This window comes from Bradyrhizobium sp. BWC-3-1 (assembly GCF_032917965.1).
In the GTDB taxonomy this organism is placed as follows: Bacteria; Pseudomonadota; Alphaproteobacteria; order Rhizobiales; family Xanthobacteraceae; genus Bradyrhizobium; species Bradyrhizobium canariense_D.
This window is the reverse complement of record NZ_CP136625.1, coordinates 8,149,895-8,176,131: the sequence shown is the minus strand read 5'-3', so window position 1 is coordinate 8,176,131 and position 26,237 is coordinate 8,149,895. Positions and strand designations below refer to the sequence as shown.

Genomic DNA, 26,237 nt, shown 5'->3' with positions numbered 1-26,237 from the left:
GTTGTATAACGAATTCAGGAGGAGTCAACAAGGGGCTAGGCGCCTCTTGGGTCAGTCAGGCGGGCAAAAGGCGCCCTCCAAATGCGGTGTCGTCCCGGCGGAGGCCGGGAGCCATAACCACAGGGAGAAGTTTGGCCAAGTCGTTCGGTACTCCGACTATTCGCGATCGACAGATCACGCGGTATGGGTCCCAGCCTTCGCCGGGACGACGGCGAAGGGCACTGAAGCCTTCACATCACCTGATGCACGTCGATCACGACGCGGTCCGCATGCCGGGCTGCTGAACCGACAAAAATGTGCTGCATCAGCCAGCGGTATTTCTCATGCCCGGTCTCGAACTTCGGCACGGTGCGGAAATAGATCAGTTTGGGATCCACCGGCTCGCCGCGCTTGAGCTTTTGCAACAGCTCGACCGGGCCGAAGCGCATGCCCTTGTTCTCGACATAGACGGTGGCGCCGTCATCGGTTTGGAACGCGTACTTCGCTTCGAGATCAATCAGCTCATTCGGGCGGATGGTCTGGAAGTCCGCGCCGAACGGCAGCACCTTGCCGGTGATCGCACCCGTCACCTCGCCGCCGACGATCGGGATGATGCGGCGAATGCCGATACCGGTCTCGCCGGCGGTGACGACGTCGCCGATGCGTGCGGTGACGGTAAAGACGTATCTGGTTTCCAGCGACGGCGTGGTCATCGCTTCACCTCCTCAATGCGCCATCATCCGCGTCGGCAACCACGTCGCCAGCAGCGGGAAGGCGATCAGGATCACCAGGCGCACCAGGTCTGTCGCCACGAACGGAATCACGCCCTTGAAGATGGTGGAGAAGGAAACGTCCTTCACCACGCTCTTGATGACAAAGACGTTCATGCCCACCGGCGGATGGATCAGGCCGAGCTCGACCGTCATGACGATGATGACGCCGAACCAGATCGGGTCGAAACCGAGATGCATGATCACGGGGAAGATGATCGGCACGGTGAGGATGATCATCGCCATGGCGTCCATCAGGCAGCCGAGCACGAGATACATCACCATGATCAGCGCCAGCACGCCGTAGGGGCCGAGACCGAGGCCGGTGAGGAATTCCGTCACCTTTTGCGGGGTCTGCGTCACCGTGAGGAAATAGCCGAAGATCAATGCGCCGATCAGCACGGTGAACACGGCGGCGGCCGTGCGCGTCGCCTGGAGCAGTGAGGCCAGAATCTTCTCGCGGTCGAGCCGGCCGGTCGCCACGCCGATGATGAAGGCGCCGGCGGCGCCGACGCCGCCCGCTTCCGTCGGCGTGAAGCGCGGCAAATAGGGCAGGCCGTAAAGGCCGCCGATCACGAACACGAACAGCAGCACCGGCGCCCAGATGTCCTTCAGGCCGGCGAAGCGCTCGCGCCACGGCAGCTCCTTGCCCTTGGGCAGGAAGTCGGGCCGGAAATAACCGATCAGGAAGATCGTGATCATGTACATGGTCATCGCCAGGATGCCCGGGATGATGCCGGCGATGAACAGCTTGCCGATGTCCTGCTCGGTGATGATGCCGTAGACGGCGAGCACGGTGGAGGGCGGCAGCATCGCACCCAGCGTGCCGCCGGCCGCGATCACGCCGGTGGCAAACGACTGCGGATAGCCGAAGCGGCGCATCTCGGGGTAAGCGACCGCGGAGAAGGTCGCGGCGGTCGCGACCGAGGAGCCGCAGATCGCGGCAAAGCCGCCGCAGGCGCCGACGGTGGCGATGCCGAGTCCGCCGCGCAAATGGCCGACAAAGCCGTTGGCGGCGCGGAACAGTTCGCGGCTCATGCCGGAATTGCTGACGAAGGAGCCCATCAGCAAAAACATCGGAATGACGCCGAAGGTGTAGTCGGTCACCGTGCGCATCGAGGTCTGGCCGACCAGCTTCAGCGCCGGCGTGGCGCCAACGAGATAGGAAAAGCCGGAGACGCCGACGAGGCCCATGGCCATGCCGACCGGCACGCGCAGCAGCATCAGGGCGAACAGGGAAACGAAGCCGATTACGGCGACGGCATCGGTGCTCATGATTACTCCGTCGCCTTCAGCTTGGGGTCGTGCATCTCTTCGGGATGGAAGATCAACCGGTAGGTGCGGATCGCGATCAGCAGCACGGCCGAGACGTCGCCGATCCAGGCGATCGCGAAGAACGGCCAGGTCGGCATGTGCATGTCGAAGGTCTGGACGTTGTCGTTGTAGGTGCCGCGCACCTTGTCGAACAGCGTCCAGGTCTGCACCGTCACGACGAACAGCAGCACCAGGGTCGCGAACACGTCGATCCAGCGCTGGTAGCGCGGCCCGACATTGCCCCAGACGAGGTCGACGGTGATGTGGGTGCCGCGATAGGAGGTCGCGGCGATGCCCCAGAAGATGAGGATGCCGAGCAGCATGCGGCCGATGTCGAAACTATCGGGGATCGAATAGTTCAGCGTGTTGCGCAGCAACACCGACAGGAAGATGTCGAGCGCGACGATGCCGACGAAGCCGGCTGCGATCCACTCGATCGAATCGATCACGCGATCCATCCAGGCGCGCTTCATGGGAGTGTCCTAGGTGATGTCATTCTCGTTCTCGACTCGGCTGCTGCTCCTCGCCTCTCCCCGCGTGCGGAGAGAGGCCGCATCGCATCGTAGATGCGGTCGGGTGAGGGGACTCTCCACGAGTCCATCTCTCACTCTTCTTGCGGAAGCGGCCCCTCACCCCACCCCTCTCCCCGTAAAGACGGAGAGAGGGGAGGAGAGGCCGATCGCGTCGCAGCTTCACTCCGCCAGCGCGTTGTACTTCTTCAGCGATGCCTTCAGCTCGCTAAGCGCCGCGTCCGGATCCGCGCCGGTCTTCTTCGCGCCGTCGGACCAGGTCTTCACCAGCGGCTCGGCGGCCTTCTTCCAGGCGGCGGTCTGCTCGGGCGTCAGCTTGTAGACCTCGTGACCGGTTTCCGCCTTGACCTTGTCGATGCCGGCATCCTCGAACTTGCCCCAGTGCTCGCCGACCACGCCCGCCATCTCGACCGTGCAATTCTTGTCGATTGCGGCCTTCTGCTTGTCGGACATCGCATTGTACTTGTCCTTGTTCATGACGAACACGAAGGTCGTGGTGTAGAGCGGCGCCTCCATGTCGTATTTGGTCACCTTGTCGATGCCGAACAGCACCAGCGAGCCCCAGGGGAAGGTGACGCCATCGGCGACGCCGCGCTCGATGATGTCGCGCACTTCGGGCGCGGAGGATTGCACATTGGTGCCGCCGAGCGAGGTAACGAAATTCGCCATGGTGGCGTGGGCGGGGCGGATCTTCAGGCCCTTCACGTCCTCCGGCATCACGATCTTCTTGGTGCGGGAGTGGAAGGAGGAGGGCGAGTGGACGAAGGCGAGGCAGTATTTGACGTCCTTCATCTCCTTCTCGGCGTATTTGCGATACCAGGCGTCGAGCCCCATCGAGCCGCCCTTGGCATCCGAGATCAGGAATGGCAATTCGCCAGCGCCGATGATCGGGAAACGGCCGGGCTGGTAGCCGGGATTGACATAGGTGACGTCGGCGATGCCGTCGCGCGCCATGTCGTAATGGTCGAACGCCTTGCCCATCTGCTGGGCCGGAAACACCTTGCCCTTGATGGTGCCGCCGGAATCCTTCTCGACCGCAGCAGCCCAGTCCTCCAGCGATTTCTGTAGTGGATGCGAGGCCGGCACCCAGTGCGAGATCTTCAAATCGAAGGTCTTGTCCTGCGCGAACGCAGGGCTCACGCTTGCTGCCAGCAGCAACGCCAGACAGGCTTTCCTCATCACGCGTCTCTCCCTCTTTTGACGGCGGGCTTCGATGGCCCGGTCTCGTTAATTAACATGTTATCTAGTTGGCCGGCGCGTTCAAGCCGGAACTGGCGCGACGTGCCGCCGCGCACTCCCTTTTGCCCAACCGTTATATGATATAATTATCGTGCGCGGACGGCCGCGACAAGCGAGCCACGCCGAAAGGCTACAGGATCGGGAGGAGCAAGTATTGCGGACAAAAGTCGCAATCATCGGGGCGGGGCCGGCAGGATTGTTGCTTGGGCAACTGCTGCATCATTATGGCATCGACAATGTCATTCTGGAGCGGCAGAGCCCGGACTATGTGCTCGGCCGCATCCGTGCCGGACTGCTGGAGGAGGGAACAGTTGCGCTGCTCGACCAGATCGGCGCCGGCGCACGGGCGCATGCCGAAGGGCTGGTGCATGAAGGGATCGAACTCACCTTCTCCGGGCGCCGCCACCGCATCGACATGAAGGCTGCGACCGGCAAGACGGTCATGATCTACGGCCAGACCGAGGTCACGCTCGATCTGATGAATGCGCGCACGGCCGCCGGCCTCACCTCGGTCTACGAGGCCAAGGACGTGCAGCCGCAGGATTTCGACGGCGGTCACCCGCGCGTAACCTACGTGAAAGATGGCGTCACCCACACCATCGATTGCGATTTCATCGCCGGTTGCGACGGGTTTCACGGCGTCAGCCGCGCCAGCGTTCCGGCTTCGGCCATCGAGGAGTTCGAGCGCATCTATCCGTTCGGCTGGCTGGGCATCCTCTCCGAGACGCCGCCGGTCAGCCACGAGCTGATCTATTCCAACCACGCCCGTGGCTTTGCGCTCTGCACCATGCGTTCGACCAGGCGCAGCCGTTACTATGTGCAGTGCGCGCTCGACGACCACGTCGACCAATGGCCGGACGACCGTTTCTGGGATGAGCTCAAGCGCCGGCTCGACCAGGACGCCGCCGACAGCCTGGTCACGGGCCCCTCGATCGAGAAGAGCATTGCGCCGCTGCGCAGCTTCGTCGCCGAGCCGATGCGCTTCGGCAGGATGTTCCTGTGCGGCGACGCCGCCCATATCGTGCCGCCGACCGGCGCCAAGGGGCTGAACCTGGCCGCGAGCGACGCGCATTATCTGTCGAGTGCGTTTCGCGAGTTCTACGACGAAAAATCCAGCGCCGGCATTGATGCCTATTCGGCGAAGGCGCTGGCGCGGGTCTGGAAGGCCGTGCGCTTCTCCTGGTGGATGACCTCGATGCTGCACAAATTCCCCGACACCGGCACCATCGGCGCGCGCATCCAGCTCGCCGAGCTCGACTATGTCACGCAGTCGCAGGCCGCGATGACCTCGCTGTCGGAGAATTACGTGGGGCTGCCGTTTTAGGGCGCGCCGTCATGCCCCGCGAAAGCGGGGCATCCAGTACGCCGCGGCCTCTCCGTATCACGTCACCGTCTCTGGAATACTGGATCACCCGCTTTCGCGGGTGATGACAGGGATAGCGGGGCGACGGCGCCACTCCTTTCAAACACCCGCGCAAATTCCGTTTAAAACTTTGTAGGTGGTGCATCTGTCCCGTCTGCCGCGTTCAATGGCGGGAGCCACCAACGCGAGACGGACATGACCAGCACCGACATTCCCGCCGGCTTCGAGCCGCACTTTCGCAAAGCCCCGCTCACCGATCCCTGGGAGCCGCTTTACTCCAGGAAGACCGACAACGGCGTCACCGTGGGATTGCGGCTGGCGAAACCGCACACCAACGCGCGCGGGCTGATCCATGGCGGCCTGATCGCGGCGCTGGCCGATGCCGCCATGGGCTACAGCTGCGCGCAGGCGACGGGCTGGACGACCTCGTTGGTCACGATCTCGCTGTCGGTCGACTATGTCGGCGCCGGCGAGATCGGCCAATGGCTCGCGGTCGAGGGTGAGGCGATCAAGACCGGCAGCACGATCTGTTTCGCGCAGTGCCTCGCGAAGGCCGACGGCGCCGTGATCGCCCGCGCCAGCGGCACCTTTCGCGTCGTGCCGAAGAAGGGGTGAGGGCGTCACCCGAATTTCCACTCCGCGGTCTCCACCACGAGATCGACGAAGGCGCGCACCTTGGCGGAGAGCAGGCGCGAGGTCGGGTAGACGATGTGGATCGGCAACGCCGGCTGCTCGTATTTCGCCAACACGATTCTGAGCCGCCCGCGCCGCAGGCCCTCGGCAGCCTGATAGGCCAGCACCCGGGTCACGCCGCCGCCCGCCTCGGCATATTGCAGGGCGGCGTCGGCGCTGTTGCTGGCGAAGCGTGGATTCGGCGCCACCTCGATGTCGCGGCCGTCCTGCACGAAGCGCCAGTTCGCGGATGGACCGAAGGCGATGGTCTGGTGCCCGAGCAATGCCTCCGGCGTCTTCGGCTCGCCATGGCGCTTGAGATAGCCAGGTGTCGCCACCACGATCCGCCGCATCTCGCCGACCTGGCGCGCGACGAGAGAGGAGTCGGCGAGATGGCCGATCCGCACCGCGACGTCGACGGCATCTTCCACGAGATTGACCAGATTGTCCGACAGCCGCAATTCGCAGGCGACCTCGGGATAGCGCTTGCGGTAGGCGATCATGACAGGCCCGACATGCAGCCGGCCGAAGCCGACCGGCGCCGACACCACCAGCCGCCCGCTCGGTCGGTTGCGCTCCTCCCGTGCCGAGCCGTCGGCCTCCTCGACATCGGCGAGGATGCGACGCGCGCGCTCGAGATAGCGCGTGCCGACGTCGGTCAGGGTCACTTGACGGGTGGTCCGCTGCAACAGCCGCGCGCCAAGATGCTCCTCCAGCGCCGCGATCAGCCGCGTCACCGCGGAGGGGGACAGCCGCAGTTTTCGTGCCGCCGGCGCGAAGCCGCGCAGGTCGGCGACGGTGACGAAAACATGCATGGCTTCGAGGCGATCCATGGCATTATTGCATATACCGCAATGATGAAGTGTCAAGCGGGCCGATTGTTTTAGCCGGCGAAAAGTCCATTTTGGATGGCGAAGACGCGGGGATGCGCCGGGATTTCAGGAGATCGTCCGATGACGGCAACTCACACCTACGCCAGCGACGTGGCGTTCACGCCGGCGGTGAAGTCGATCCAGACCCGAAAGGGATCACGCGAAGGCTATGCGCATGCCGAGCAGCGCGGCTGGCGCACCGAGGTCGATGAGAACCTCGCGGCGTTCCTGGCCGACGCCAACAGCTTTTATCTCGCCACGGCCTCGGCCGACGGCCAGCCCTACATCCAGCATCGTGGCGGCCCGAAGGGCTTCTTGAAGGTGCTGGACAAGCAGACGCTGGCTTTCACGGACTACGCCGGCAATCGGCAATACATCACGCAGGGAAACCTGTCCGAAAATCCCAAGGCCTACATCTTCGTGATGGACTACGCCCATCGCCGCCGGGTGAAGATCTGGGGCGAAGCGCGGGTGGTCGAGGACGACGAGGCGCTGACGACATCGCTGATGCCGAAAGGCTATCGGGCTCGGCCCGAGCAGGTGATCCTGTTCAAGATCGAAGCGTGGGACACGAACTGCCCGCAGCACATCCCGCAGAAGTTCGACGCTGGCGATGTGGCAGCGGCGCTGGCGGCAAGGGATGCGAAAATCGCGGAGCTGGAGGCGGAGGTGGCGGCGCTGAAGGGGGAGAAGGGGGCAAGCTAGGCCACGATCTTCGTCTCTCCCTGAATCCTCCGATGTCATGCCCCGCGAAGGCGGGGCATCCAGTACGCCGCGGCGCCTCGGTTCAAGCACAGCGGTCTTTGGAATACTGGATCGTCCGCCCCTGTGCGCAATTGCGCACTAGGCGGACGATGACAGATGAGTTTGAGGAAGCGTCTCGAAACTACAACACACTCGCGCCTTCGTGCTGGAAGCCGAGATAGCTCGCCGCCACGCGCTCGTTCGCCGCGATGTCGCTGGCCTTGCCGCTGAGCACGAACTCGCCGAGCTCCATGACATAGGCCTGATCCGCGATCTTCAATGCCGCCTGCGCGTTCTGCTCGACCAGCAGCACGGAGACGCCGGCGGCGCGCAGTTCGGTGACGATGCGGAAAATGTCGGCGACGATGATCGGGGCGAGGCCGAGGCTCGGCTCGTCCAGCATCAGGAGCTTGGGCTCGCCCATCAGTGCGCGGCCCATTGCGAGCATCTGCTGCTCGCCGCCGGAGAGCGTGCCGGCGAGCTGCTTGCGCCGCTCCTTGAGCCGCGGAAACAGCGTGTAGACCCGCTCCATCGAGGCTTTCGCCTTGCTTCTCTCGATGCGGAAGGCCCCTAACTCGAGATTGTCCTCGACATTCATGGTCACGAACAATTCGCGGTGCTCGGGAACGAGGCCAAGCCCCATGGCGACGCGGTCCTCGATGTCGAGCCGCGACAGGTCCTGACCTGCGAATGAAACACGCCCTTTCAGCGGCAAAATGCCGATGATGGCGGAGAGCAGCGTGGTCTTGCCGGCGCCGTTGGCGCCGACGATGGTGACGATCTGGTTCTGGCCGACTTCGAGCGAGACCGAGCGCACGGCCTCGACCTTGCCATAGGCGACATGGGCGTTGGCGACGGACAACAGCGCGCTCATGCCGCCACTCCGAGATAGGCCTTGATCACTTCGGGATTGGTCTTGATCGTGGCCGGCGTTCCTTCCGCGATCTTGGTGCCGAAATCGAGCACCACGATGCGGTCGGCGAGGTTCATGACGAAGCCCATGTCGTGCTCGACCAGCAGGACGCTCATGCCGCCGTCGCGCAGCTCGCGCAGCAGCGTCGCGAGCCGCTCCTTCTCCATGTGGCGCAGGCCGGCGGCCGGCTCGTCGAGCAGCAGCAGCATCGGATCGACGCACAACGCACGGGCGATCTCGACGATCCGTTGCTGTCCCAGTGAGAGCGAGCCTGCGAGCTGATGCATCTGCTCGCCAAGTCCGACCCGCTCGATCTGGCGGGCGGCTTCGGCGAGCAGCTTTGCCTCATCAGTGCGGTCGAGCCGCAGCATCGAGGAGATCGGCCCCGAATGGCCGCGCAGATGGGCACCGATCGCGACGTTTTCCAGCACGGTCATATCAGGCACCAGCTTGACGTGCTGGAAGGTGCGGGAGATGCCGAGCTTGACGATCTCCTGCGGCGGCGCCCTGTCGACCTTGTTGCCGAGCACGGAGATCGAGCCCGAGCTGGCCGACAGCACGCCGGTGATCAGGTTGAAGGTGGTGCTCTTGCCGGCGCCGTTGGGGCCGATCAGCGCGACGATCTCGCGAGCCTGGACGTCGAAGGAGACGTTGTTCACCGCGACCACGCCGCCAAATTGTTTCCGGGCCTTCTCGACCTGGAGCAGGACGCTGGATTGGCCGGGCGAGCGGGTGCGCTGCTCCAGTTTCAGCGAAGTGTCTGGCTTCTTGCCACTGGTACGCTGGGGCAGGAACGACATCAGCCAGGGCCAGACGCCGCCGGGTGCGAGCTGGAGCAGCGCCACCAGCATGATGCCGAACACGATGGTCTCGACCTGGCCCGAGCCGGGCAGGATCAACGGCAGATAGCTCTGCAGCACTTCCTTCAGGACCACGACCAGCGCCGCGCCCAGGACGCCGCCCCAGACATAGCCGGCGCCGCCGACCACGGCGATGAAGAGATACTCGATGCCCGCCTGCGCGCCGAACGGCGTCGGGTTCACCGCGCGCTGAAGATGGGCGTAGAGCCAGCCGGAGAGGCCGGCGAGCACGGCGGCATGGATGAACACCAGCATTTTCGCCCGCGGGGTGTGCACGCCGAACGCCTCGGCCGCGACATGGCCGCGCCGGAGCGCGCGGATGGCGCGGCCGGTGCGGGAGTCCAGCAGGTTCATCGTGAGCAACGCCGAGAGGATCACGGCAACCCAGATCGCGTAGTAGATCGAGCCGGGCGAGAGCATTTTGAACGAGCCGATCGACAGCGGCGGGATCGCCGAGATGCCGTCGTTTCTTCCCAAAAATTCCAGCTTGCTGAAGAGATAGAACAAGCCGAGTCCCCAGGCGAGCGTGCCGAGCGGCAGATAATGGCCGGAGAGACGGACCGTGACGAGGCCGAGCAGCACCGCCAGCAATCCGCTGACCACCAGCGACAGTGGTAGCGTCAGCCAGGGCGACATGCCGTAGGTTGTCGACAGCACCGCGGTGGTGTAGGCGCCGAAGCCGACGAAGGCCGCTTGTCCAAACGAGGTCAGGCCGCCGACGCCGGTCAGCAGCACGAGGCCCATCGCGACCAGGGCCGCGAGGCCGATATTGTCGAGCAGCACGATCCAGAATGGGGGCATGCCCGGAACAAACGGGATCGCCGCCATGATCAGCGCGAAGATGAGGATGGGGAGCCGGCTCTGCATCTTGGCGTCAGTCCTTCTCTTCCTCGACCGCAGGCGCCGCGAGCGAGCGCAGCAGCAGCACGGGAATCAAGAGCATGAAAACGATCACCTCCTTGTAGTTGGAGGCATAGAAGGACGAGAACGCCTCGACGATGCCGACGACCAGCGCCGCGACGGCGGTGAGGGGGTAGCTGACAAGCCCGCCGATGATCGCGGCGACAAAGCCCTTCAGGCCGATCAGGAAGCCCGAGTCGTAATACAGCGTCGTGATCGGCACGATCATGATGCCCGACAGTGCGCCGATGACGGACGCCAGCAGGAAGGCGATCTGCCCGGATAGCGTGGTGCGGATGCCGACGAGCCGGGCACCGAGCCGGTTCACAGCGGTCGCGCGCAGCGCCTTGCCGTAAAGTGTCAACCCAAAGAACAGCCACAGCCCGACGATGAAGGCGATGGTAATGCCATAGACCGTGATGCTCTGGCCGGTGAAGCGCAGCGCACCGCTGGTGAAGGAGCCGGACAGCACGGCAGGTCCGCGCTGGCCTTCGGCGCCGAAGAACAAAAGGCCCAAACCCTGAAGCGCGAGGTGAACGCCCACCGAGGCGATCAATAGCACCAGCACGGAGGTGTGCGCCAGCGGCTGGAATGCGATGCGGTAGAGAAACAGGCCGATCATCGCCACGATCACCAGCGACAGCGCGATGCAGACCGCAACCGGCGGCTTCTGAGCGGCGTAGTAGACGGTCAGCGCCAGCACGATGGCCGGCAGCACGATATTGGTGAGGACGCTGCGCAGCACCAGGCGTCCGTGCAGCGCCTTGCGCGCGGCGAACAGGTCGAACGCGAAGGCGCCGAGGCCTAGGGCGAGCGCGAGTTTGGCCGTGCCCGGCATCTGGCCCGCGGCCAGCGAGGCATAGGTCAGCGCGCCATAGGTGACGAATTCGCCTTGTGGAATGAGGATGACGCGGGTGACGGCGAACACCAGCACCAGCGCCAGGCCGAGCAGCGCATAAATCGCGCCATTGGTGATGCCGTCCTGCAGCAGGAACAGCATGATGGTGGTATTCAAGACCGGACGCTCCCCCTCAAAGATTCAGGACCGGTCCCCTGATTGTGGTGGACGGTCCGCTCACAGCCATTGAACAGCGCTGACGATATTTGATATGGTCCATAACAATTATCAAATATAACATCAAGGGTGGCGAACGATCCTCCCGAACTTAACGGGATTGCGAGCATGAGGCGATGACCGTTTCCAAAACCGCTGAAAAGTCTTCTGAAAAACCCGCCGACACAGCCAAGGGCCGCAAGGACGCGGCCGACGGGCCCGGCGAAGCCCTCCAGCTCGGCGAGCTCTCGGAGCAGCTCGGCTATGTCCTGAAGCGGGCACAGCTCAAGGTGTTCGAGAACTTCCTGCGCTGCATGGCCTCGCTCCAGCTCACGCCGGCGCAGTTCTCCGTGCTGCTGCTGGTCGAGAAAAACCCCGGCCGTAACCAGACCGAGATCGCCTCCACCCTCGGCATCCTGCGCCCGAATTTCGTGGCGATGCTCGACAATCTCGAGAGCCGCGACCTTTGCGCGCGGATCCGCTCCACCAACGACCGCCGCTCGCACATCTTGGTGCTGACCGACAAGGGCAAGGCCGTGCTGGCCCGCGCCAAGAAGCTCGTCGCCACCAAGCACGAGGCCCGGCTGAACGAGCTGCTCGGGCCGTCCAACCGCGAAGCCCTGCTCGGGATGCTCTCGAAGATCGCCAACGAGTTTTGACGGTTGATTGCCCGGCGACCGGGCATCAAACCCGGAAGCGCGGGCGGGCTGGCGGCGGTTATGCCGCAGAGCGAACCGGTCGGGCATGGCAGGTGTTTTCGCGGACAGGAAATGGCGCTCGATTTCCTCGGCGGGCAACGGAGGGCTGAACAAATAGCCCTGCATTTCCGTGCAGCCCTCCGCTGCGATCCGGTCCCGTTGCTCCTCGCTCTCCACCCCCTCCGCCGTCGTCGTCATGCCCATCCCGCGCGCCAGTGCCGCCACCGCCCGCACGATGCTGAGGGATGCCGCATTGTTTTCCACGCCGCTGACGAAAGACCGGTCGATCTTGATCTTGTCGAAGGGGAAGCATTGCAGATAGGTCAGTGACGAATAGCCGGTGCCGAAATCGTCCATGGCGACCTTGATGCCCAGCGCCCGGAGCTGGTGCAGCGTCGTCAGCGTTCCGTTCCTGTCCTGCAGAAACACGCTTTCCGTGATCTCGATCTCCAGCCGCCGCGGATCGAGGCCGGAGGCCGCCAGCGCGCCGACGATCACCTCCGTCAGGCCCGGCTGGCGGAATTGCACCGCCGAGATGTTGACGGCGACGTGCAGATGGTCCGGCCATCGGCTTGCAGTGGCACAGGCCTGCCGGATCACCCATTCGCCGATCGGCACGATCAGGCCGATCTCTTCCGCAAGCGGGATAAAGCTGTTGGGCGCGACCAGTCCGCGCCGGGGATGTCGCCAGCGGATCAAGGCTTCGAAGCCGCTGATCTCGCCGCCGTCGGTCTTCACGACCGGCTGGTAGTGCAGTTCGAACTGGCCGGCGGCAAGGCCGTTGCGCAGGTCCTGCTCCAGCGCGCGACGGCTTTGCGCCTCTTCGCCCATGGCCGGTTCGAAGAAGCAGTGCATGCCGCGGCCGTCGCTTTTCGCGCGATACAGGGCCAGATCGGCATTGTGCAGGAGTTGCTCGGGCGTCGAGCCGTCGCCAGGCGCAATCGCGATCCCGATGCTCGCGCCCGCAATGGGTCTGGTGTCCGTCGAGCCCGAACGGAGCACTCAGCGTCCTGACAACGTCGCGCGCCAGCAGGTCCGCCTCGCTCGAATCGGAAATCGGCGTCTGGAGGATCACGAATTCATCGCCACCCATGCGCGCGACCGTATCGCTGTCGCGCGCGAGCTGCTTGAGGCGGCGGCTGACATCCTGCAGCAGGATGTCGCCGGCCTGGTGGCCCAGGGTGTCGTTGACGGCCTTGAACTTGTCGAGATCGACGTGGTGGATCGCGAACATCCCGCCCTGTTCGAGCGCCTGCTTGAGGCGCTGGCCGAGCAGGGCGCGATTGGCGAGGTCCGTCAGCGCGTCGTGGTGCGCCATATGCGCGATCTGCAATTCCGCTTTGCGCTGCTCGGTGATGTCTTCGTGGGTCGCGACCCACCTGAGATCGGGCATCGGTCGGTGCCTGATCTTGAAGGTTCGCCCGTTCTGCATCTCGACGATGCTGTCCATGGCCTCGGCTGACATGGCGACATCGGTCCGCCATTTGGCGTATTCCTCCCGCGTCATCGCCGGCACGCTGCCGACCTCGTAGCGTAGGTCGAGGATCTCCTGGAGCGGCGTGCCCGGACGAACGCGGTCGGGCGGCAGGCCGTACATCTCGATAAAGTGCGTGTTGCAGACCACCAGCCGATGGTCGGCGCTGAAGAAGCAGAGTCCGTGCGACATGTTGTTGATCGCGATGTCGAACTGGAAGTTGCGCTCCTGCAACCGCCGACTGAGCTCTTCGCGCTCTGTAATGTCCTCGTGCGTCGCCATGCCGCCGCCGTCGGGCAGGGGATGAATGGTGTAGGCGATGATTCGTCCGTCGGCGAATTGCTGGACCGTCTGCTCACTGACGACCGAACCCTCGGTGCGGGCACGGACATAGGCGCCGGCTTCTCCGCCGATGCTCAGGCCCAGTTTGAGCCGATGCTCGATCAGGTCCTTGATCGGCGTGCCCGGGTGCACCTGGTCGGGCGAGAGCGCGTACATCTCGCGGTAGATCAGCCCGACAATTCGCCCAATTTCGGGACATGTTCCTGAAACTGCGGCGAACGCGAGGTTAAGGGCGGCGATGCCCGCCCCCTGGAAAAGAGGACACCGACGAGAATTCAGAGATCGTTAACCATGTCGTCCGCCGAACCGCGCGGGGCGCCGGCGGGATGGCGATGCCGCCGTGTCAGTCGACCAGGATTACCCTGATGTCGTTCACATTGGTCAGCGTGGGCCCCGGCAGCAACAGGTCGCCCGTCGCCTCGAAGAACGTGGTCGCGTCGTTGTTGTCGAGATAGGCCTGCGGCTCCAGCCGCTGCGCCGCCATCTTCGCGAACGTCGCCGCGTCGATCAGCGCGCCGGCGGGATCAGTGGGATTGCCGGCACCGCCATCGGCGCCGTCGGTGTCGCCGGCGAGCGCGGAGATGTCAGGCGTGTCCTTCAAGAGGCCGGCGAGCGCCAGCGCATATTCCTGGTTCGGCCCGCCGCGGCCATTGCCGCGCACGGTGACCGTGAGCTCGCCGCCGGAGAGGATCGCGACCCGCTTGCCCTGCGCGCGGGCCTGAAGCGCCAGCCTGGCGTGATCGGCGGCAACGTCGCGGGCCTCCCCTTCGAGGTCGGCGCCGAGATCGATCGTCTCGTAACCGGCCTCATGCGCGAGTTTGACCGCAGCGTCGAGCGATTGCTTCGGACGTGCGATCAATTCGAAATGCGCGCGCGCGAAGGCGGCATCACCGGGCTTGCAGCTCTCGTTGGCGGGGTCGTCCAGCGCGCGGCGGACGGCATCGTCGATGTCGAGCTTGTACCTGGCGACAATGGCGCGCGCATCATTGAGCGTGGTCGGATCGGGCACGGTCGGACCTGAGGCGATCGCGGAGGGATCGTCATGCGGCACGTCGGAAATCGCAAGCGTCACGATCTCGGCGGCATTTTTGCCGGCGCGCGCCAGCCGCCCGCCCTTGATCCGCGACAGATGCTTGCGCACGACATTCATCTCGCCGATCGGCGCGCCGGAGCGGAGCAGCGCCTTGTTGACCGCCTGCTTCTGCCCGAAGCTGATGCCGTTGACGGGCGCGATCCAGTTCGCCGAGCCGCCGCCGGTGAGCAGCACCAAGAGCAGATCGTCCGGCCCGGCCTCGGCCGCGAGCGCCAGCGTGTCGGCCGCGCCCTTCAGGCCGGCTTCGTCGGGCACGGGATGACCGGCCTCGACCACGCGGATGCGGCGCGTCGGCACGCCGTAGCCGTGACGCGTGGTGGCGATGCCGACGAGGCGTTCTGGTGCGAGCCCGAGCGTGTCGAGATAATGCCGCTCGGCGGCGGCGGCCATCGCGGCCGCGCCCTTGCCGGCGGCGAGACAGATCACGCGTCCCTTTGGCGCGGGCCGCAGGTGCGGCGCCAGAATTGTGCTCGGATGAGCGGCGGCAACGGCGGCGTCGTAGAGCGCGCGGAGCAGGGGGCGTCGGTCGGTCATGACGAAGGGCCTTGAGCGGACAGGAAAGACTGGCGGCGAACGCGCCGCTCTCCTGCCTACCGCATCATGCGCCAAAGCGTAAGCCGGCTTTGCCATCATTCGATTGTGCAATCGCGTGATCATAATCGCCGCGCAAGCAAAAACCCCCTGCGATGGTTCGCAGGGGGTTTCCGTCGTCGCGTCCTTGATGGGGCTAACCGCCGACGTCGGCGCTGATCACGTCTCCGAACAGCTCAAACTTCTCGCCTTTGAACTTCTCGAGTTGAAGCTGGCTGATCGGCGCGAAATCGGTCGGCGAGGTGTTGATCTTCACGCCCGGCAGCAGGGCCTCGGTGCGGAAGTCCTTCAGATTCGCCGCTTGCTTCATGACGTTGTCGCGCGTGAGATCGTCACCGCACTGCTTCAAGACCTGAACCAGGGTCTGGGCCACGGCATAGCCGACGATCGTGCCCTTATCGAGCTTGTCGCCCTCGGGGAAGTATTTGGTCATGAAGGCGAGAAAGTCCTTCATGCCGGCATCATTGGCCCACTGCGGATCCGATACGTCCTTCAGATAATCGGCCGAGATGATGTCCTGGCCGTTCTCGAAGCCGGCAGGCTTCATCACGCTGCCGACGGAGGCAGAGACGTTGTTGAGGAAGTGCAGCGGCTTCCAGCCGATCTCGGCGTTCTTCTTGATCGCCTGGGCTGCGAATTTCGGCGTCGTGATGTTCATGAAGACGTCGGCGCCGGTCGACTTCAGCTTGACGATGTGGTTGTCGATGGTCGGTTCGGAGGTCTCGTAGCTCTCCTCCACGACGATCATCGACGCGGCTTTGGCGCCGAGGCCGTCCTTCAGGCCCTTGAGATAATCCTTGCCGTAATCATCGTTCTGGAACAGCACGGCGATCTTGGCGTCGGGCTTGTTCTTCAGCAGCCACTTCGCGTAGATCTGCGTCTCGCTCTGGTAGTTGGGCTGCCACCCCATGGTCCAGGGGAAGTTCTGCGGATCGTTCCACTTGGTGGCGCCGGTGGCGACGAAGAGCTGCGGCACCTTCTTCGAGTTCATGTATTTGTGGATCGCCGAGTTCGGCGGCGTGCCGAGCGAGTTGAAGATGAACAGCACCTCGTCGCTCTCGACCAGCTTGCGCGCCTGCTCCACCGTTTTCGGCGGCGAGTAGGCGTCGTCGTAGCTGATGAAGTTGATCTTGCGACCGTTGATGCCGCCTTCGTCGTTGATCTTCTTGAAATAGGCGGCTTCGGTCCGTCCGATGATGCCGTAGGCGGAGGCCGGTCCGCTGTAAGGCATGATGTTGCCGACCTTGATCTCGGTATCGGTCGCGCCGGTGTCGTATTTCTTCTGGGCCGATGCAGTGGAGGCCGAGGCCGCAATGAGCGCGAGCGCCAGTGACGCGGCCGCAAGTTTGCCGGTGACAGCGGGCATTCCTATCTCCCTATTTTCTTGGTGTGTGTGCGTCCCTTTTCTTGTGTTGCCTGTTTTTGGTGACGCAGCCGCAATTCAATACGATTTACCTGATGCCTACAACAGAAAGCCCCTGCGGCGGGGTCGCGGAGGCTGCTTCTTTAGTAGTCAGGGGCGGCCGCGCGCTCGTGTGCGACTGCGAGAAGAGACATCCGCTTGAGTTGATGAACCGATCAGGAGCGAGTTTGAGTTGCGCGACTTCAGTGGTCGAGCTCGCTCGAGATCACGTCCCCGAACAGCTCCCACTTCTTGCCCTTGAAGCGCATCATCTGGAGCTGCTCGATCGGGGCGAAATCGTCGGCTGCGGTGTTGATCTTGATGCCTGGCAACAGCGTGTCGGGCTGGAAATCCTTCAAGGAGGCGGCCTGCTTCATGACGTTGTCGCGGGTGAGGTCGTCGCCGCACATTTGCAGCACCTTCACCATGGTCTGCGCGGCGGCATAGCCGAACACCACGCCGGCATCGAGCTTGTTGGCCTTGGGATCGTATTTGGCGAGGAAGTTGTAGAATTTCTTCATGCCGTCATCGGCATTCCATTGCGGGTCGGAGGCGTCCTTGGTGTAGCTCGCCGACAGGATCCCTTGCGAGATCTCGAGCCCCGCCGGCTCGAGTACGCCGCCGACCGAGGCCGAGACGTTGGAGATGATGTGGACCGGATGCCAGCTGATCTCGGCCGCCTTCTTGATCGCCTGCGCTGCAAATTTCGGTGTGGTGATGCTGACGAAGATGTCGGCGCCCGAGGCCTTCAATTTCACAACGTTCTCGTCGATTGCCGGCTCCGACGTGTCGTAACCATCTTCCAGCACGATCATCGAGGCCTTGGGTCCAAGGCCTTCTTTCAGCCCTTTCAGGTAGTCCTTGCCGAAATCGTCGTTCTGATAGAGCACGCCGATCTTGCCGTCCGGCTTCTCCTTCATGATGTACTTGGCGTAGATGCGCGCCTCGCTGGCGTAGCTCGGCTGCCAGCCCATGGTCCAGGCATATTGCTTCGGATCGTTCCACTTCGAGGCGCCGCTCGCCACGAACAATTGCGGCACCTTCTTCTCGTTCATGTATTTGCGGATGGCACCGTTGGTGGAGGTGCCGAGCGAGCCGAAGATCAGCAGCACCCCGTCGCTCTCGACCAGCTTGCGGGCCTGCTCCACCGTCTTCGGCGGCGAATAGCCGTCGTCGTAGGAGATGAATTTGATCTTGCGGCCGCCGATGCCGCCCTCGGCATTGATCTTGTTGAAATAGGCTTCCTCGGCCTTGCCGATCGCCGCATAGGCGGAGGCCGGGCCGCTATAGGGCATGATGTTGCCGATCTTGATCTCGGTATCGGAAGCGCCGCTGTCGTATTTCTTCTGCGCCAAGACCGGGCCGCTCATCGCAGTGCACAACGCGAATGCGGCCAGAACGCCCGCAACCTGAAATCGAACGGCAGTCATCTTTCTCCACCCGGAACGGATCGCCGCCGCATTGAACAAGATTGATGCGGGACGTCAACAAAAAGCCCCCGCGATCGTTCGCGGGGGCTTCTCGATGTGTCGACTATAGCGTCAGAGCGTCACTCCGTGGCGATGTCGCCGCTGATGATCTCGCCGAAGAGTTCCCACTTCTCGCCCTTGAAACGCTGCATCTGGAGCTGGGCGATCGGGGCGAAGTCGGTTGGGCTGGTGTTGATCTTGACGCCGGGCAGCAGGGTGTCCGGTGCGAAATCCTTCAACGAGGCCGCCTGCTTCATGATGTTGGCCCGGGTCAGATCGTCGCCGCACATCTCCAGGACCTTGGCCAGCGTCGACGCCGCGCCGTAGCCGTAGACCATGCTGGTGTCGGACTTGTCGGCACCCGGCATGTACTTGTCGACGAACTCGTTCCACTTCTTCATGCCGGGGTCGTTGGCCCACTGCGGGTCCGTGGAGTCCTTGGCATAGGCCGCCGACAGCACGCCCTGCGAGGCCTCGAAGCCGGCCGGCTTCATCACGCTGCCGACCGAGATCGACACGTTGGTGAGGATCTGCAGCGGCTTCCAGCTCAGCTCGGCGGTCTTCTTGATGGTCTGGGCCGCGAACTTCGGCGTCGCGTAGATCAGCAGGACGTCGGGATTGGCCGCCTTGATCTTGACGATGTGACCGTCGATCGAGGGTTCGGACACCTCGTAGCTTTCTTCCATGATGATCATGGACGCGCCCTTGGCGCCCAGGCCGTCCTTGGTGCCCTTGAGGTAGTCTTTGCCGAAATCGTCGTTCTGATAGAGGATCGCGATCTTGGTGTCCGGCTTTTCCTTCAACAGCCATTTCGCGTAGATCTGCGCTTCGCTCTGGTAGGACGGCTGCCAGCCCATGGTCCAGGGGAAGTTCTTCGGGTCATTCCACTTGGTGGCGCCGGTGGCGACGAACAGCTGCGGGATCTTCTTGGCGTTGAGGTATTTCTGGATCGCGCTGTTCGAGGGCGTGCCGAGCGGGTTGAACACGACGATCACCTCGTCGCTCTCGACCAGCTTGCGGACCTGCTCGACGGCCTTCGGCGGCGAATAGCCGTCGTCATAGGTGACGAAGTTGATCTTGCGGCCGTTGATGCCGCCCTTGTCGTTGATCATCTTGAAGTAGGCTTCTTCGGTCTTGCCGATGATGCCATAGGCCGAGGCCGGACCGCTATACGGCATGATGTTGCCGATCTTGATCTCGGTATCGGACGCGCCGGTGTCATATTTTTTCTGGGCGAATGCGGCGCCGGAGGTGAGAGTGATGACCGCCGTTGCCGTCACCAGCGCAGCGGTTCGCAGTGTTCTTTCAAAAAACAATTCGGGTCTCCTTAGCTTAATCAACGGGTTGTCAGTTCTTTCTGAGCCGGCCGACGAGTTGCTGGCCCATGATCGCAATCTGCCTCGCGCCGTGCGGCACGAGGTAGATGACGGCGAACAGGAGTACGCCGAACACCGCGCCGGAGAGGCCCTTGGAGATGCCCTCCGCCATGTTCGGCACGAAAATGATGAAGGCGGCGCCGACGAACGAGCCGGGCAGCCAGCCGACGCCACCGACGACCATGCCGAGGAACAGCGAGATCGCCAGCGTGATCGTGTAGCTGTCGGGCGCGACGAACTGCACGGCGATGGCGCCAAGCGAGCCGGCAACGCCGGTGATGCCGGCGGACACGCCGAAGGCCAGCGTCTTGTACAGTGCGACGTTGACGCCCATCGAGGAGGCCGCGATCTCGTTGTCGCGGATCGCCATGAAGGCGCGGCCCGACCGGGAGCGCAGCAGGTTGACCGAGAAGATGTAGATCGCGAGCACGACGGCGAGCGAGAAGTAGTAGAGCCAGGTGTCCTGCGACATAGGCAGCCCGAACGGCGCGTCGGGCTTGGTGACGACGAGGCCCTGCACGCCGCCGGTCCAGTGCTCGAGGAAGTTCAGCTTCAGCAGCTGCGGCATCGCGGTGGCAAGCGCAAAGGTCGCGAGCGCGAGATAGACGCCCGACAGCCGCAGCGCCGGCTTGCCGAACAGGTAGCCGAATGCGAAGCAGACCGCGGCGGAAATCGGAATTGTCAGCGCATAGTTGACGTTGAAGTACTCCATCAGCACCGCCGACGTATAAGCGCCCACGGCGTAGAAGGCGCTCTGGCCGAGCGAGAACTGGCCGGAGCCGCCCGTCAGGATGTTCAAGGCCAGCACCGCGAGCCCGTAGATCAGGAGCATCGTCATCTGGAAGATGATGAAGTTCTTGACGAACACCGGCACGATCAACAGCACCGCCAGCACCAACAGGGAGGTGCCCGTGCCCAGCGTCATCGCCCGCTTCGGAACCGCCTCGACGGCCGGGGCTTCCGTGACGACGTCTTCTGCAGCGCTCATGATCAAACTCGCTTGACGATTTGCCGGCCGAACAGGCCAGCGGGTTTGACGACCAGGACAGAAATGATCAGCGCGAGCGCGATCGGAAGCTTCAGCTCGTTGCCGACGCCGGGAATGTAGGTGCCGGCGAGGTTCTCGAAGACGCCGACCAGGAAGCCGCCGACCACGGCGCCGAACGGGCTGGTCAGTCCGCCGAGCACCGCCGCGGCGAAGCCGTAGATCAGCACGCCGCCCATCATATTGGGCTCGAGGAACACGACCGGTGCGATCAGCATGCCGGCGATCGCACCGATCGCGGACGCCATGCCCCAGCCGAGCGCGATCATCCAGCTCGTGTTGATGCCGACCAGTCGGGCCGATTCAGGCACGGAGGCGGCCGCGCGCATGGCGAGGCCGATCTTGGTGTACTGGAAGAAGAAGTAGAGGCCGAGCAGCAGCAGCACGGTGACGCCGATCATGCCGGCCTGGTGGGTCGAGATCAGCTGGCTGCCGAGGAAGGGCGAGGAGCCGAACGGGGTCGGATACTGCTTAATGGTGAAGTCCCAGATCAGGCCGGCCGAGGAGTTGATGATCGCGAACAGCGCGATAAAGCCGGCGACGTTGGTCAGCACCGGCGCCTTGGCGAGCGGCTTGAACAGGATGCGCTCGATCGCGATGCCGCCGACAAAGGACAATGCCAGCGTGATCACGAAGGCAGCCCAATATGGGATGCCCCATTGCATCAGCTGCCAGGAGATGAAGGTCGAGAACATCGCCATCTCACCCTGGGCGAAGTTGAGATGGTCGATCGCCTGATAGATCATGACCACGGCGAGCGCCATGCAGGCGTAGATCGCGCCCGTGGCGATGCCGGCCAGCACTTGGTTGGTGAACAGCTCCATCGTGCCGGCTCCTCAGTAACCCAGGTAGGATTTGCGGATTTCTTCGTTGTTCGCGATGTCCTTGGCGTTGCCCGACATCACGATGCGCCCGGTCTCGATCACATAGGCCTGGTCGGCGAGCTCCAGCGCGAGCTGGGCGTTCTGCTCGACCACCAGGATCGACACCTTGTCCTCGCGGTTGATCTTGCCGAGGATGCCGAACAGGTCGCGCACCACCAGCGGCGCCAGGCCGAACGAAGGCTCGTCCAGCAGCATCAGCCGCGGCCGCAGCATCAGGGCGCGGGCGACCGCCAGCATCTGCTGCTCGCCGCCCGAGAGCGTGCCGGCCTGCTGCGTGTGCCGCTGCTTGAGCACCGGGAAATGCGCATACATGCGCTCGATGTCGGAGACGATGCCGGCGCTGTCCTTGCGGGTGATGGCGCCGAGCTGGAGGTTTTCCTCCACCGTCATGGTGGTGAAAGTGCCGCGGCCCTGCGGCACATGGGCGATGCCGAACCGAACGATGCTCTCGGTGGAGCGGTTATTCAGCGGCTTGCCGTCGAACTCGATGCCGCCGGTCGAGCGCACCATGTTGCAGATCGCGCGCAGCGTGGTGGTCTTGCCGGCGCCGTTCGCCCCCAGCAGCGTGGTCAGCGATCCCTCGCTGAGCGAGAAGGAGAGGCCGTGGAGCGCCTGGACCTGGCCGTAATAGGCGCGCAGGTCCTTGACGTTGAGCAGTGTCGTCATTGGTCCTTGCTCCCGAGATAGGCCTTGATGACGTCGGGATCCGCCTGCACCTGGGCGGGCGTGCCTTCCGCGAGCTTCTTGCCGAAATTCAGCGCGACGACGTGGTCGGCGATCGACATCACGAGGCCCATGTGATGCTCGACCAGCAGCACGGTCATGTGGCGTTCGTCGCGGATGCGGCGGATGAGGTCGCCGAGCACGTGGACTTCCTCGTGGTTGAGCCCGCCGGCGGGCTCGTCGAGCAGCAGGATCTTCGGATCGGCAGCGAGCGCGCGCGCCAGCTCGACGCGCTTCTGCGTGCCGAACGGCAGGCCCGACACAACGGTGTGGGCAACGTCCTCGAGGTCGAGATAGGCGAGGATCTCGTGCACCTTCTTGTTGACGTCGCTCTCGCTGCGGCGAACCCAGGCCAGCCGCAGCGAGTCACTGATGATGTCGCTGGAGGTGCGGGCATGGGTGCCGACGCGGACATTGTCCATCACCGACAAATTCGGAAACAGCGCCACGTTCTGGAAGGTGCGGCCGATGCCGATCTCCGCGATCCGGTGCGGCGGGCGCGTCAGGATGCTCGCGCCCTCCATCAGGATGTCGCCGGACGACGGCTGGTAGAGCCGCGAGAGGCAGTTGAAGAGCGTGGTCTTGCCGGCGCCGTTGGGGCCGATCAAGCCGAGGATCTGGCCCTTGTGCATGTCAAAGGACACACCATTGAGCGCGACGATGCCGCCGAACACGACGCTGACGTCGCGAACCGCGAGCAGGGGCGATGTCCCCTGCGCGAGCTGTGCCTGCGTCATCTCGTCTCGCCCACTGTGTTCAGTGAGCGAAGGGGCGATGTGAACCGCTCCCGATGATGACAAAGGCTATCTGATCCCCTCGGCCACACGCGCAACTTTCCCTCCTGATTTCAGCTTTTTGCTGACGTCTTTTTTGGAATGCGGCATCAGACCCCCGAGTGCCGCTTCGATGTTCCTTACCATCGCAAGCAGACGCGGTCCAATGTCGTTGATCAAACGCTCTTCCGTGAAGCGGAATGCGGGCGCGCCGCAATTGAATGCGTAGGGACCGGTTCCGTCGTTGAGCCTGAGCGCGACGCCGGCGGCGCCGATGTCGTCGTGCCAGTCGCCGACCGAAATCGCAAATCCATATTTCGCGACCGTCTCGCCGGAACGTTCCAAGCCGTCGCGCATCTTGGGCCAGCGGCTGCCGTAATGTTCGCGCAAGACGCGGGACAGTTCAGCGCGATTGTCTTCGTCGAGTGCCCAGAAATAGGCGCGGCCCATCGCGCTGGTTGCAATCGGCACCCGGGAGCCGACGTCCAGTTGAACGCCGACCGTCTCGCTGCCACGGCTCTGCCCGAAATAGATCATGCTGTGCCGGTCGCGGCCGCCGATGGCGACGGCACCGCCGGTCGCACGCATCATTTCCTCGCGAAACGGCTCGGACAAATGCCGAACGCCGAGATTGGACAACGCGGCGTAGCCGAGCGCCATCGCGGCCGGCGCAAGCTGATATTTCTCGAAGCGGGGAACCGGCGTCAGATAGCCGAGCTTGGTCAAGGTATAGGTCAGCCGCGAAACCGTCGGCTTGGGCAAATTGGTGCGGGCCGCGATTTCCTGATTGCCAAGAAGTCCGTCGCTGGGCTGGAATGCGCGCAATACGTCAAGTCCGCGGGAAAGCGCGACGACGAAATTCCGATCGGTCGCTGTCTTCTTTCCTGTACGCTTCATCCCTGATCTGCTTCTTGCGCGGAGTCGTTGACAAGCCACGTGCTTCAAAATAACCCTGCCGTCAAGATGCGGAATTAAATTCCGCAATGCGAAATTGAACAAAGTTACCCCACCAAGGAGGGACACCGTGAGCGAAGTGGTCAAGCTTGAGCGTCATGACGAAGTCGGGATCGTCACGGTCGACAGCCCTCCGGTCAACGCACTGAGCGCTGCGGTTCGCGGCGGAATTCTGGAGTGCATCAAGGCGGCGGTCGCAGATCCCGTCATCAAGGGCATCGTGCTGACCTGTGCCGGCCGCACCTTCATCGCGGGCGCCGACATCACCGAATTCGGCAAGCCGCCGAAGCCGCCCGCCCTTAACGACGTGCTTTCCGAGATCGAGAATTCACCGAAGCCGGTCGTGGCTGCGATCCACGGCACCGCGCTCGGCGGTGGCCTCGAGGTCGCGCTCGCCTGTCATTTCCGCGTCGCGGTGAAGGAAGCCAAGCTCGGCCTCCCCGAGGTGAAGCTCGGCCTGCTGCCGGGCGCCGGCGGCACCCAGCGCCTGCCGCGCGCTGTTGGACCGGAGCTCGCGGTCAAGATGATCGTCGGCGGTGATCCGATCGGTGCGGCGGAAGCGCTGAAGAACGGTCTGATCGAGGAGATCGTCGAGGGCCCGGCCGCCGGAGGCGAAGCCTTCGTACGAAAGCTGCTGGCTGAGAAGCGTCCGCTGCGCCGCCTGCGTGACGACGACTCCAAGATCGCGGCGGCCAAGGCCGACCGCTCGATCTTCACCAATGCGGTCGCCGCCATGACCAAGAAGTCGCGCGGCCTGGAAGCGCCGTTCGCGGCGGCCGACGCCGTCGGCTACGCCATCGACCTGCCGTTCGACGAAGGTCTGAAGAAGGAGCGCGAGGGCTTCCTGAAGCTCGTCGCCAGCGATCAGTCCAAGGCGCAGCGTTATGCCTTCTTCGCCGAGCGCGAGGCCAGCAAGATCGCCGGCGTTCCTGAAGGGACCAAGCCGCGGCCCGTGAACCGCGTCGCCATCCTCGGCGCCGGCACGATGGGCGGCGGCATCGCGATGTCCTTTGCCAATGCCGGCTTTCCCGTCACCCTGATCGAGACAGGCGAGGAGCAGCTCAAGCGCGGCATGGGCATCATGCAGAAGAACTGGGAAGCGACCGCGGCGCGGGGCGGCATCCCGGCGGATGCGCCCGCGAAGCGCATGGCGCTGATCAACGGCGTCGTGGGCATCGAGAACGTCGGCGACGCCGACCTCGTCATCGAAGCCGTGTTCGAGACCATGGCAGTGAAAAAGGAAGTGTTCGGCAAGCTCGACCAGTACGTCAAGCCGGGCGCCGTGCTCGCCTCCAACACCTCCTACCTGAACATCGACGAGATCGCGAAGTCGACCAAGCGTCCGCAGGACGTGCTCGGCATGCACTTCTTCTCGCCCGCCAACGTCATGAAATTGTGCGAGATCGTGCGCGCCGACAAGACCGCGCCGGATGCCCTCGTGACGGCGGTCTCGATCGCGCGCAAGATCGCAAAAGTGCCGGCCGTGGTCGGCGTCTGCGACGGCTTTGTCGGCAACCGCATGCTGGCCCAGCGCGGCAAGCAGTCGGAGAAGCTGCTGTTCGAAGGCGCGCTTCCGCAGCAGGTCGACGCCGTCGTGACGAAGTTCGGCATGCCGATGGGGCCGTTCGCGATGGGTGACCTCGCCGGCCTCGACATCGGCTGGCGCTCGCGCAAGGACCGCGGCATCAAGTCGGAGATCGCGGATGCGCTCTGCGAAGCCGGACGCTTCGGCCAGAAGACCGGCAAGGGCTATTACAAATACGAAGCCGGCTCCCGTTCGGCGCTGCCCGATCCCGAAGTCGAGAAGCTGATCGATGAGACGCTGCTTCGTTTGGGCCGCAAGAAGCGCGTCGTCAGCGACGATGAGATCCTCGAGCGCATGATGTACCCGATGATCAACGAGGGCGCGAAGATCCTGGAAGAGGGCATTGCCGCGCGCCCGTCCGATATCGACGTGGTCTGGCTCTATGGCTATGGCTGGCCGATCTACCGCGGCGGCCCGATGTTCTGGGCCGACACCGTCGGCCTCAAGCACATCGCCGATCGGCTCTCCTACTACGCCAAGGAGACCAACGATCCGAGCCTCGAGCCCGCGCCGCTGCTGAAGAAGCTCGCGGCCGAAGGCAAGACCTTCGCCTCGCTCGCGGCGGGCTCGAAAGCGGCGTGATTGGATTGGCGGTGGCTGTGATGTCTCGTCCCGGGC

General features: G+C 63.9%; 22 protein-coding genes and 2 pseudogenes. 5 read left to right on the top strand and 19 right to left on the bottom strand.

Going from position 1 to position 26,237, the window contains the following annotated elements; genetic code table 11:
* Positions 1-230: 230 nt before the first annotated feature.
* The 4 genes from RX329_RS39160 to RX329_RS39145 form a co-directional block, all read right to left on the bottom strand.
* Complete coding sequence (locus RX329_RS39160; RefSeq protein WP_085361643.1) at positions 231-692, bottom strand: DUF3237 domain-containing protein; 462 nt, start codon at positions 690-692, stop codon at positions 231-233.
* A 12-nt stretch (positions 693-704) separates the two neighbouring features.
* Positions 705-2,024: a TRAP transporter large permease gene (locus RX329_RS39155; protein WP_018458468.1), complete on the bottom strand. Its 1,320-nt coding sequence runs from the start codon at positions 2,022-2,024 to the stop codon at positions 705-707.
* Between the two features lie 2 nt (positions 2,025-2,026).
* A complete protein-coding gene (locus RX329_RS39150; RefSeq protein WP_085361642.1) occupies positions 2,027-2,536 on the bottom strand; it encodes a TRAP transporter small permease in 510 nt (169 codons plus the stop codon).
* 219 nt (positions 2,537-2,755) lie between these two features.
* Entirely contained in the window at positions 2,756-3,772 is a 1,017-nt protein-coding gene (locus tag RX329_RS39145) for a TRAP transporter substrate-binding protein (protein ID WP_085361641.1), read from the bottom strand.
* A 214-nt stretch (positions 3,773-3,986) separates the two neighbouring features.
* On the opposite strand from RX329_RS39145, the gene pobA reads away from it, so the two are divergent.
* Both pobA and RX329_RS39135 read left to right on the top strand, forming a co-directional pair.
* On the top strand, positions 3,987-5,156 hold the full coding sequence (gene pobA / locus RX329_RS39140) for a 4-hydroxybenzoate 3-monooxygenase (protein WP_026233588.1): 1,170 nt from the start codon (positions 3,987-3,989) through the stop codon (positions 5,154-5,156).
* 234 nt (positions 5,157-5,390) lie between these two features.
* Entirely contained in the window at positions 5,391-5,810 is a 420-nt protein-coding gene (locus RX329_RS39135) for a PaaI family thioesterase (RefSeq protein WP_018458472.1), read from the top strand.
* A 5-nt stretch (positions 5,811-5,815) separates the two neighbouring features.
* Here RX329_RS39135 and RX329_RS39130 read toward each other — a convergent pair whose 3' ends face one another.
* The gene (locus RX329_RS39130; protein WP_085361640.1) at positions 5,816-6,700 is read right to left on the bottom strand and encodes a LysR family transcriptional regulator; all 885 of its coding nucleotides are present in this window, start codon (positions 6,698-6,700) and stop codon (positions 5,816-5,818) included.
* Between the two features lie 120 nt (positions 6,701-6,820).
* On the opposite strand from RX329_RS39130, the gene RX329_RS39125 reads away from it, so the two are divergent.
* Positions 6,821-7,444, top strand: coding sequence for a pyridoxamine 5'-phosphate oxidase family protein (locus RX329_RS39125; protein ID WP_085361639.1), 624 nt, complete (start codon positions 6,821-6,823; stop codon positions 7,442-7,444).
* A gap of 181 nt (positions 7,445-7,625) precedes the next feature.
* Here RX329_RS39125 and RX329_RS39120 read toward each other — a convergent pair whose 3' ends face one another.
* The 3 genes from RX329_RS39120 to RX329_RS39110 are packed head-to-tail and all read right to left on the bottom strand — an operon-like array spanning position 7,626 to position 11,171.
* A complete protein-coding gene (locus RX329_RS39120) occupies positions 7,626-8,357 on the bottom strand; it encodes an ABC transporter ATP-binding protein (RefSeq protein ID WP_018458475.1) in 732 nt (243 codons plus the stop codon).
* Positions 8,354-10,123: an ABC transporter permease subunit gene (locus RX329_RS39115; RefSeq protein WP_085361637.1), complete on the bottom strand. Its 1,770-nt coding sequence runs from the start codon at positions 10,121-10,123 to the stop codon at positions 8,354-8,356. Before RX329_RS39115 ends, RX329_RS39120 begins: the two co-directional genes overlap by 4 nt.
* Before the next feature lie 7 nt (positions 10,124-10,130).
* Complete coding sequence (locus RX329_RS39110; RefSeq protein ID WP_085385074.1) at positions 10,131-11,171, bottom strand: branched-chain amino acid ABC transporter permease; 1,041 nt, start codon at positions 11,169-11,171, stop codon at positions 10,131-10,133.
* 176 nt (positions 11,172-11,347) lie between these two features.
* Between RX329_RS39110 and RX329_RS39105 the strand changes: the two genes are divergently transcribed.
* Positions 11,348-11,869, top strand: coding sequence for a MarR family winged helix-turn-helix transcriptional regulator (locus tag RX329_RS39105; RefSeq protein WP_085351833.1), 522 nt, complete (start codon positions 11,348-11,350; stop codon positions 11,867-11,869).
* A gap of 198 nt (positions 11,870-12,067) precedes the next feature.
* Here the strand turns inward: RX329_RS39105 and RX329_RS39100 are convergent.
* From RX329_RS39100 to RX329_RS39050, 11 genes and pseudogenes are all read right to left on the bottom strand, one after another.
* Positions 12,068-12,910, bottom strand: a pseudogene (locus RX329_RS39100) (putative bifunctional diguanylate cyclase/phosphodiesterase); the annotation flags it as partial.
* Positions 12,911-12,935: 25 nt separating this feature from the next.
* Positions 12,936-13,880 (bottom strand): annotated as a pseudogene (locus tag RX329_RS39095) (PAS-domain containing protein); the annotation flags it as partial.
* A gap of 187 nt (positions 13,881-14,067) precedes the next feature.
* Positions 14,068-15,351 carry a glycerate kinase gene (locus RX329_RS39090; RefSeq protein WP_085351707.1) on the bottom strand — a complete coding sequence of 428 codons (1,284 nt, stop codon included), beginning with the start codon at positions 15,349-15,351 and terminating at the stop codon, positions 14,068-14,070.
* A gap of 193 nt (positions 15,352-15,544) precedes the next feature.
* The gene (locus tag RX329_RS39085; RefSeq protein ID WP_085351708.1) at positions 15,545-16,774 is read right to left on the bottom strand and encodes an ABC transporter substrate-binding protein; all 1,230 of its coding nucleotides are present in this window, start codon (positions 16,772-16,774) and stop codon (positions 15,545-15,547) included.
* Between the two features lie 239 nt (positions 16,775-17,013).
* Positions 17,014-18,240, bottom strand: coding sequence for an ABC transporter substrate-binding protein (locus RX329_RS39080; RefSeq protein WP_085361636.1), 1,227 nt, complete (start codon positions 18,238-18,240; stop codon positions 17,014-17,016).
* A 119-nt stretch (positions 18,241-18,359) separates the two neighbouring features.
* Positions 18,360-19,595, bottom strand: coding sequence for an ABC transporter substrate-binding protein (locus RX329_RS39075; RefSeq protein WP_317245418.1), 1,236 nt, complete (start codon positions 19,593-19,595; stop codon positions 18,360-18,362).
* A gap of 31 nt (positions 19,596-19,626) precedes the next feature.
* A complete protein-coding gene (locus RX329_RS39070) occupies positions 19,627-20,643 on the bottom strand; it encodes a branched-chain amino acid ABC transporter permease (protein ID WP_026233593.1) in 1,017 nt (338 codons plus the stop codon).
* A gap of 2 nt (positions 20,644-20,645) precedes the next feature.
* Positions 20,646-21,524: a branched-chain amino acid ABC transporter permease gene (locus RX329_RS39065; RefSeq protein ID WP_007599708.1), complete on the bottom strand. Its 879-nt coding sequence runs from the start codon at positions 21,522-21,524 to the stop codon at positions 20,646-20,648.
* 12 nt (positions 21,525-21,536) lie between these two features.
* Entirely contained in the window at positions 21,537-22,250 is a 714-nt protein-coding gene (locus RX329_RS39060) for an ABC transporter ATP-binding protein (RefSeq protein WP_007599709.1), read from the bottom strand.
* Entirely contained in the window at positions 22,247-23,044 is a 798-nt protein-coding gene (locus RX329_RS39055; protein WP_085361635.1) for an ABC transporter ATP-binding protein, read from the bottom strand. The genes RX329_RS39060 and RX329_RS39055 overlap by 4 nt, the downstream gene beginning before the upstream one ends.
* Before the next feature lie 66 nt (positions 23,045-23,110).
* Positions 23,111-23,977, bottom strand: coding sequence for an IclR family transcriptional regulator (locus tag RX329_RS39050; RefSeq protein WP_018458483.1), 867 nt, complete (start codon positions 23,975-23,977; stop codon positions 23,111-23,113).
* Positions 23,978-24,104: 127 nt separating this feature from the next.
* Between RX329_RS39050 and RX329_RS39045 the strand changes: the two genes are divergently transcribed.
* The gene (locus tag RX329_RS39045; protein WP_085361633.1) at positions 24,105-26,201 is read left to right on the top strand and encodes a 3-hydroxyacyl-CoA dehydrogenase NAD-binding domain-containing protein; all 2,097 of its coding nucleotides are present in this window, start codon (positions 24,105-24,107) and stop codon (positions 26,199-26,201) included.
* The last annotated feature ends 36 nt before the right edge of the window (positions 26,202-26,237 follow it).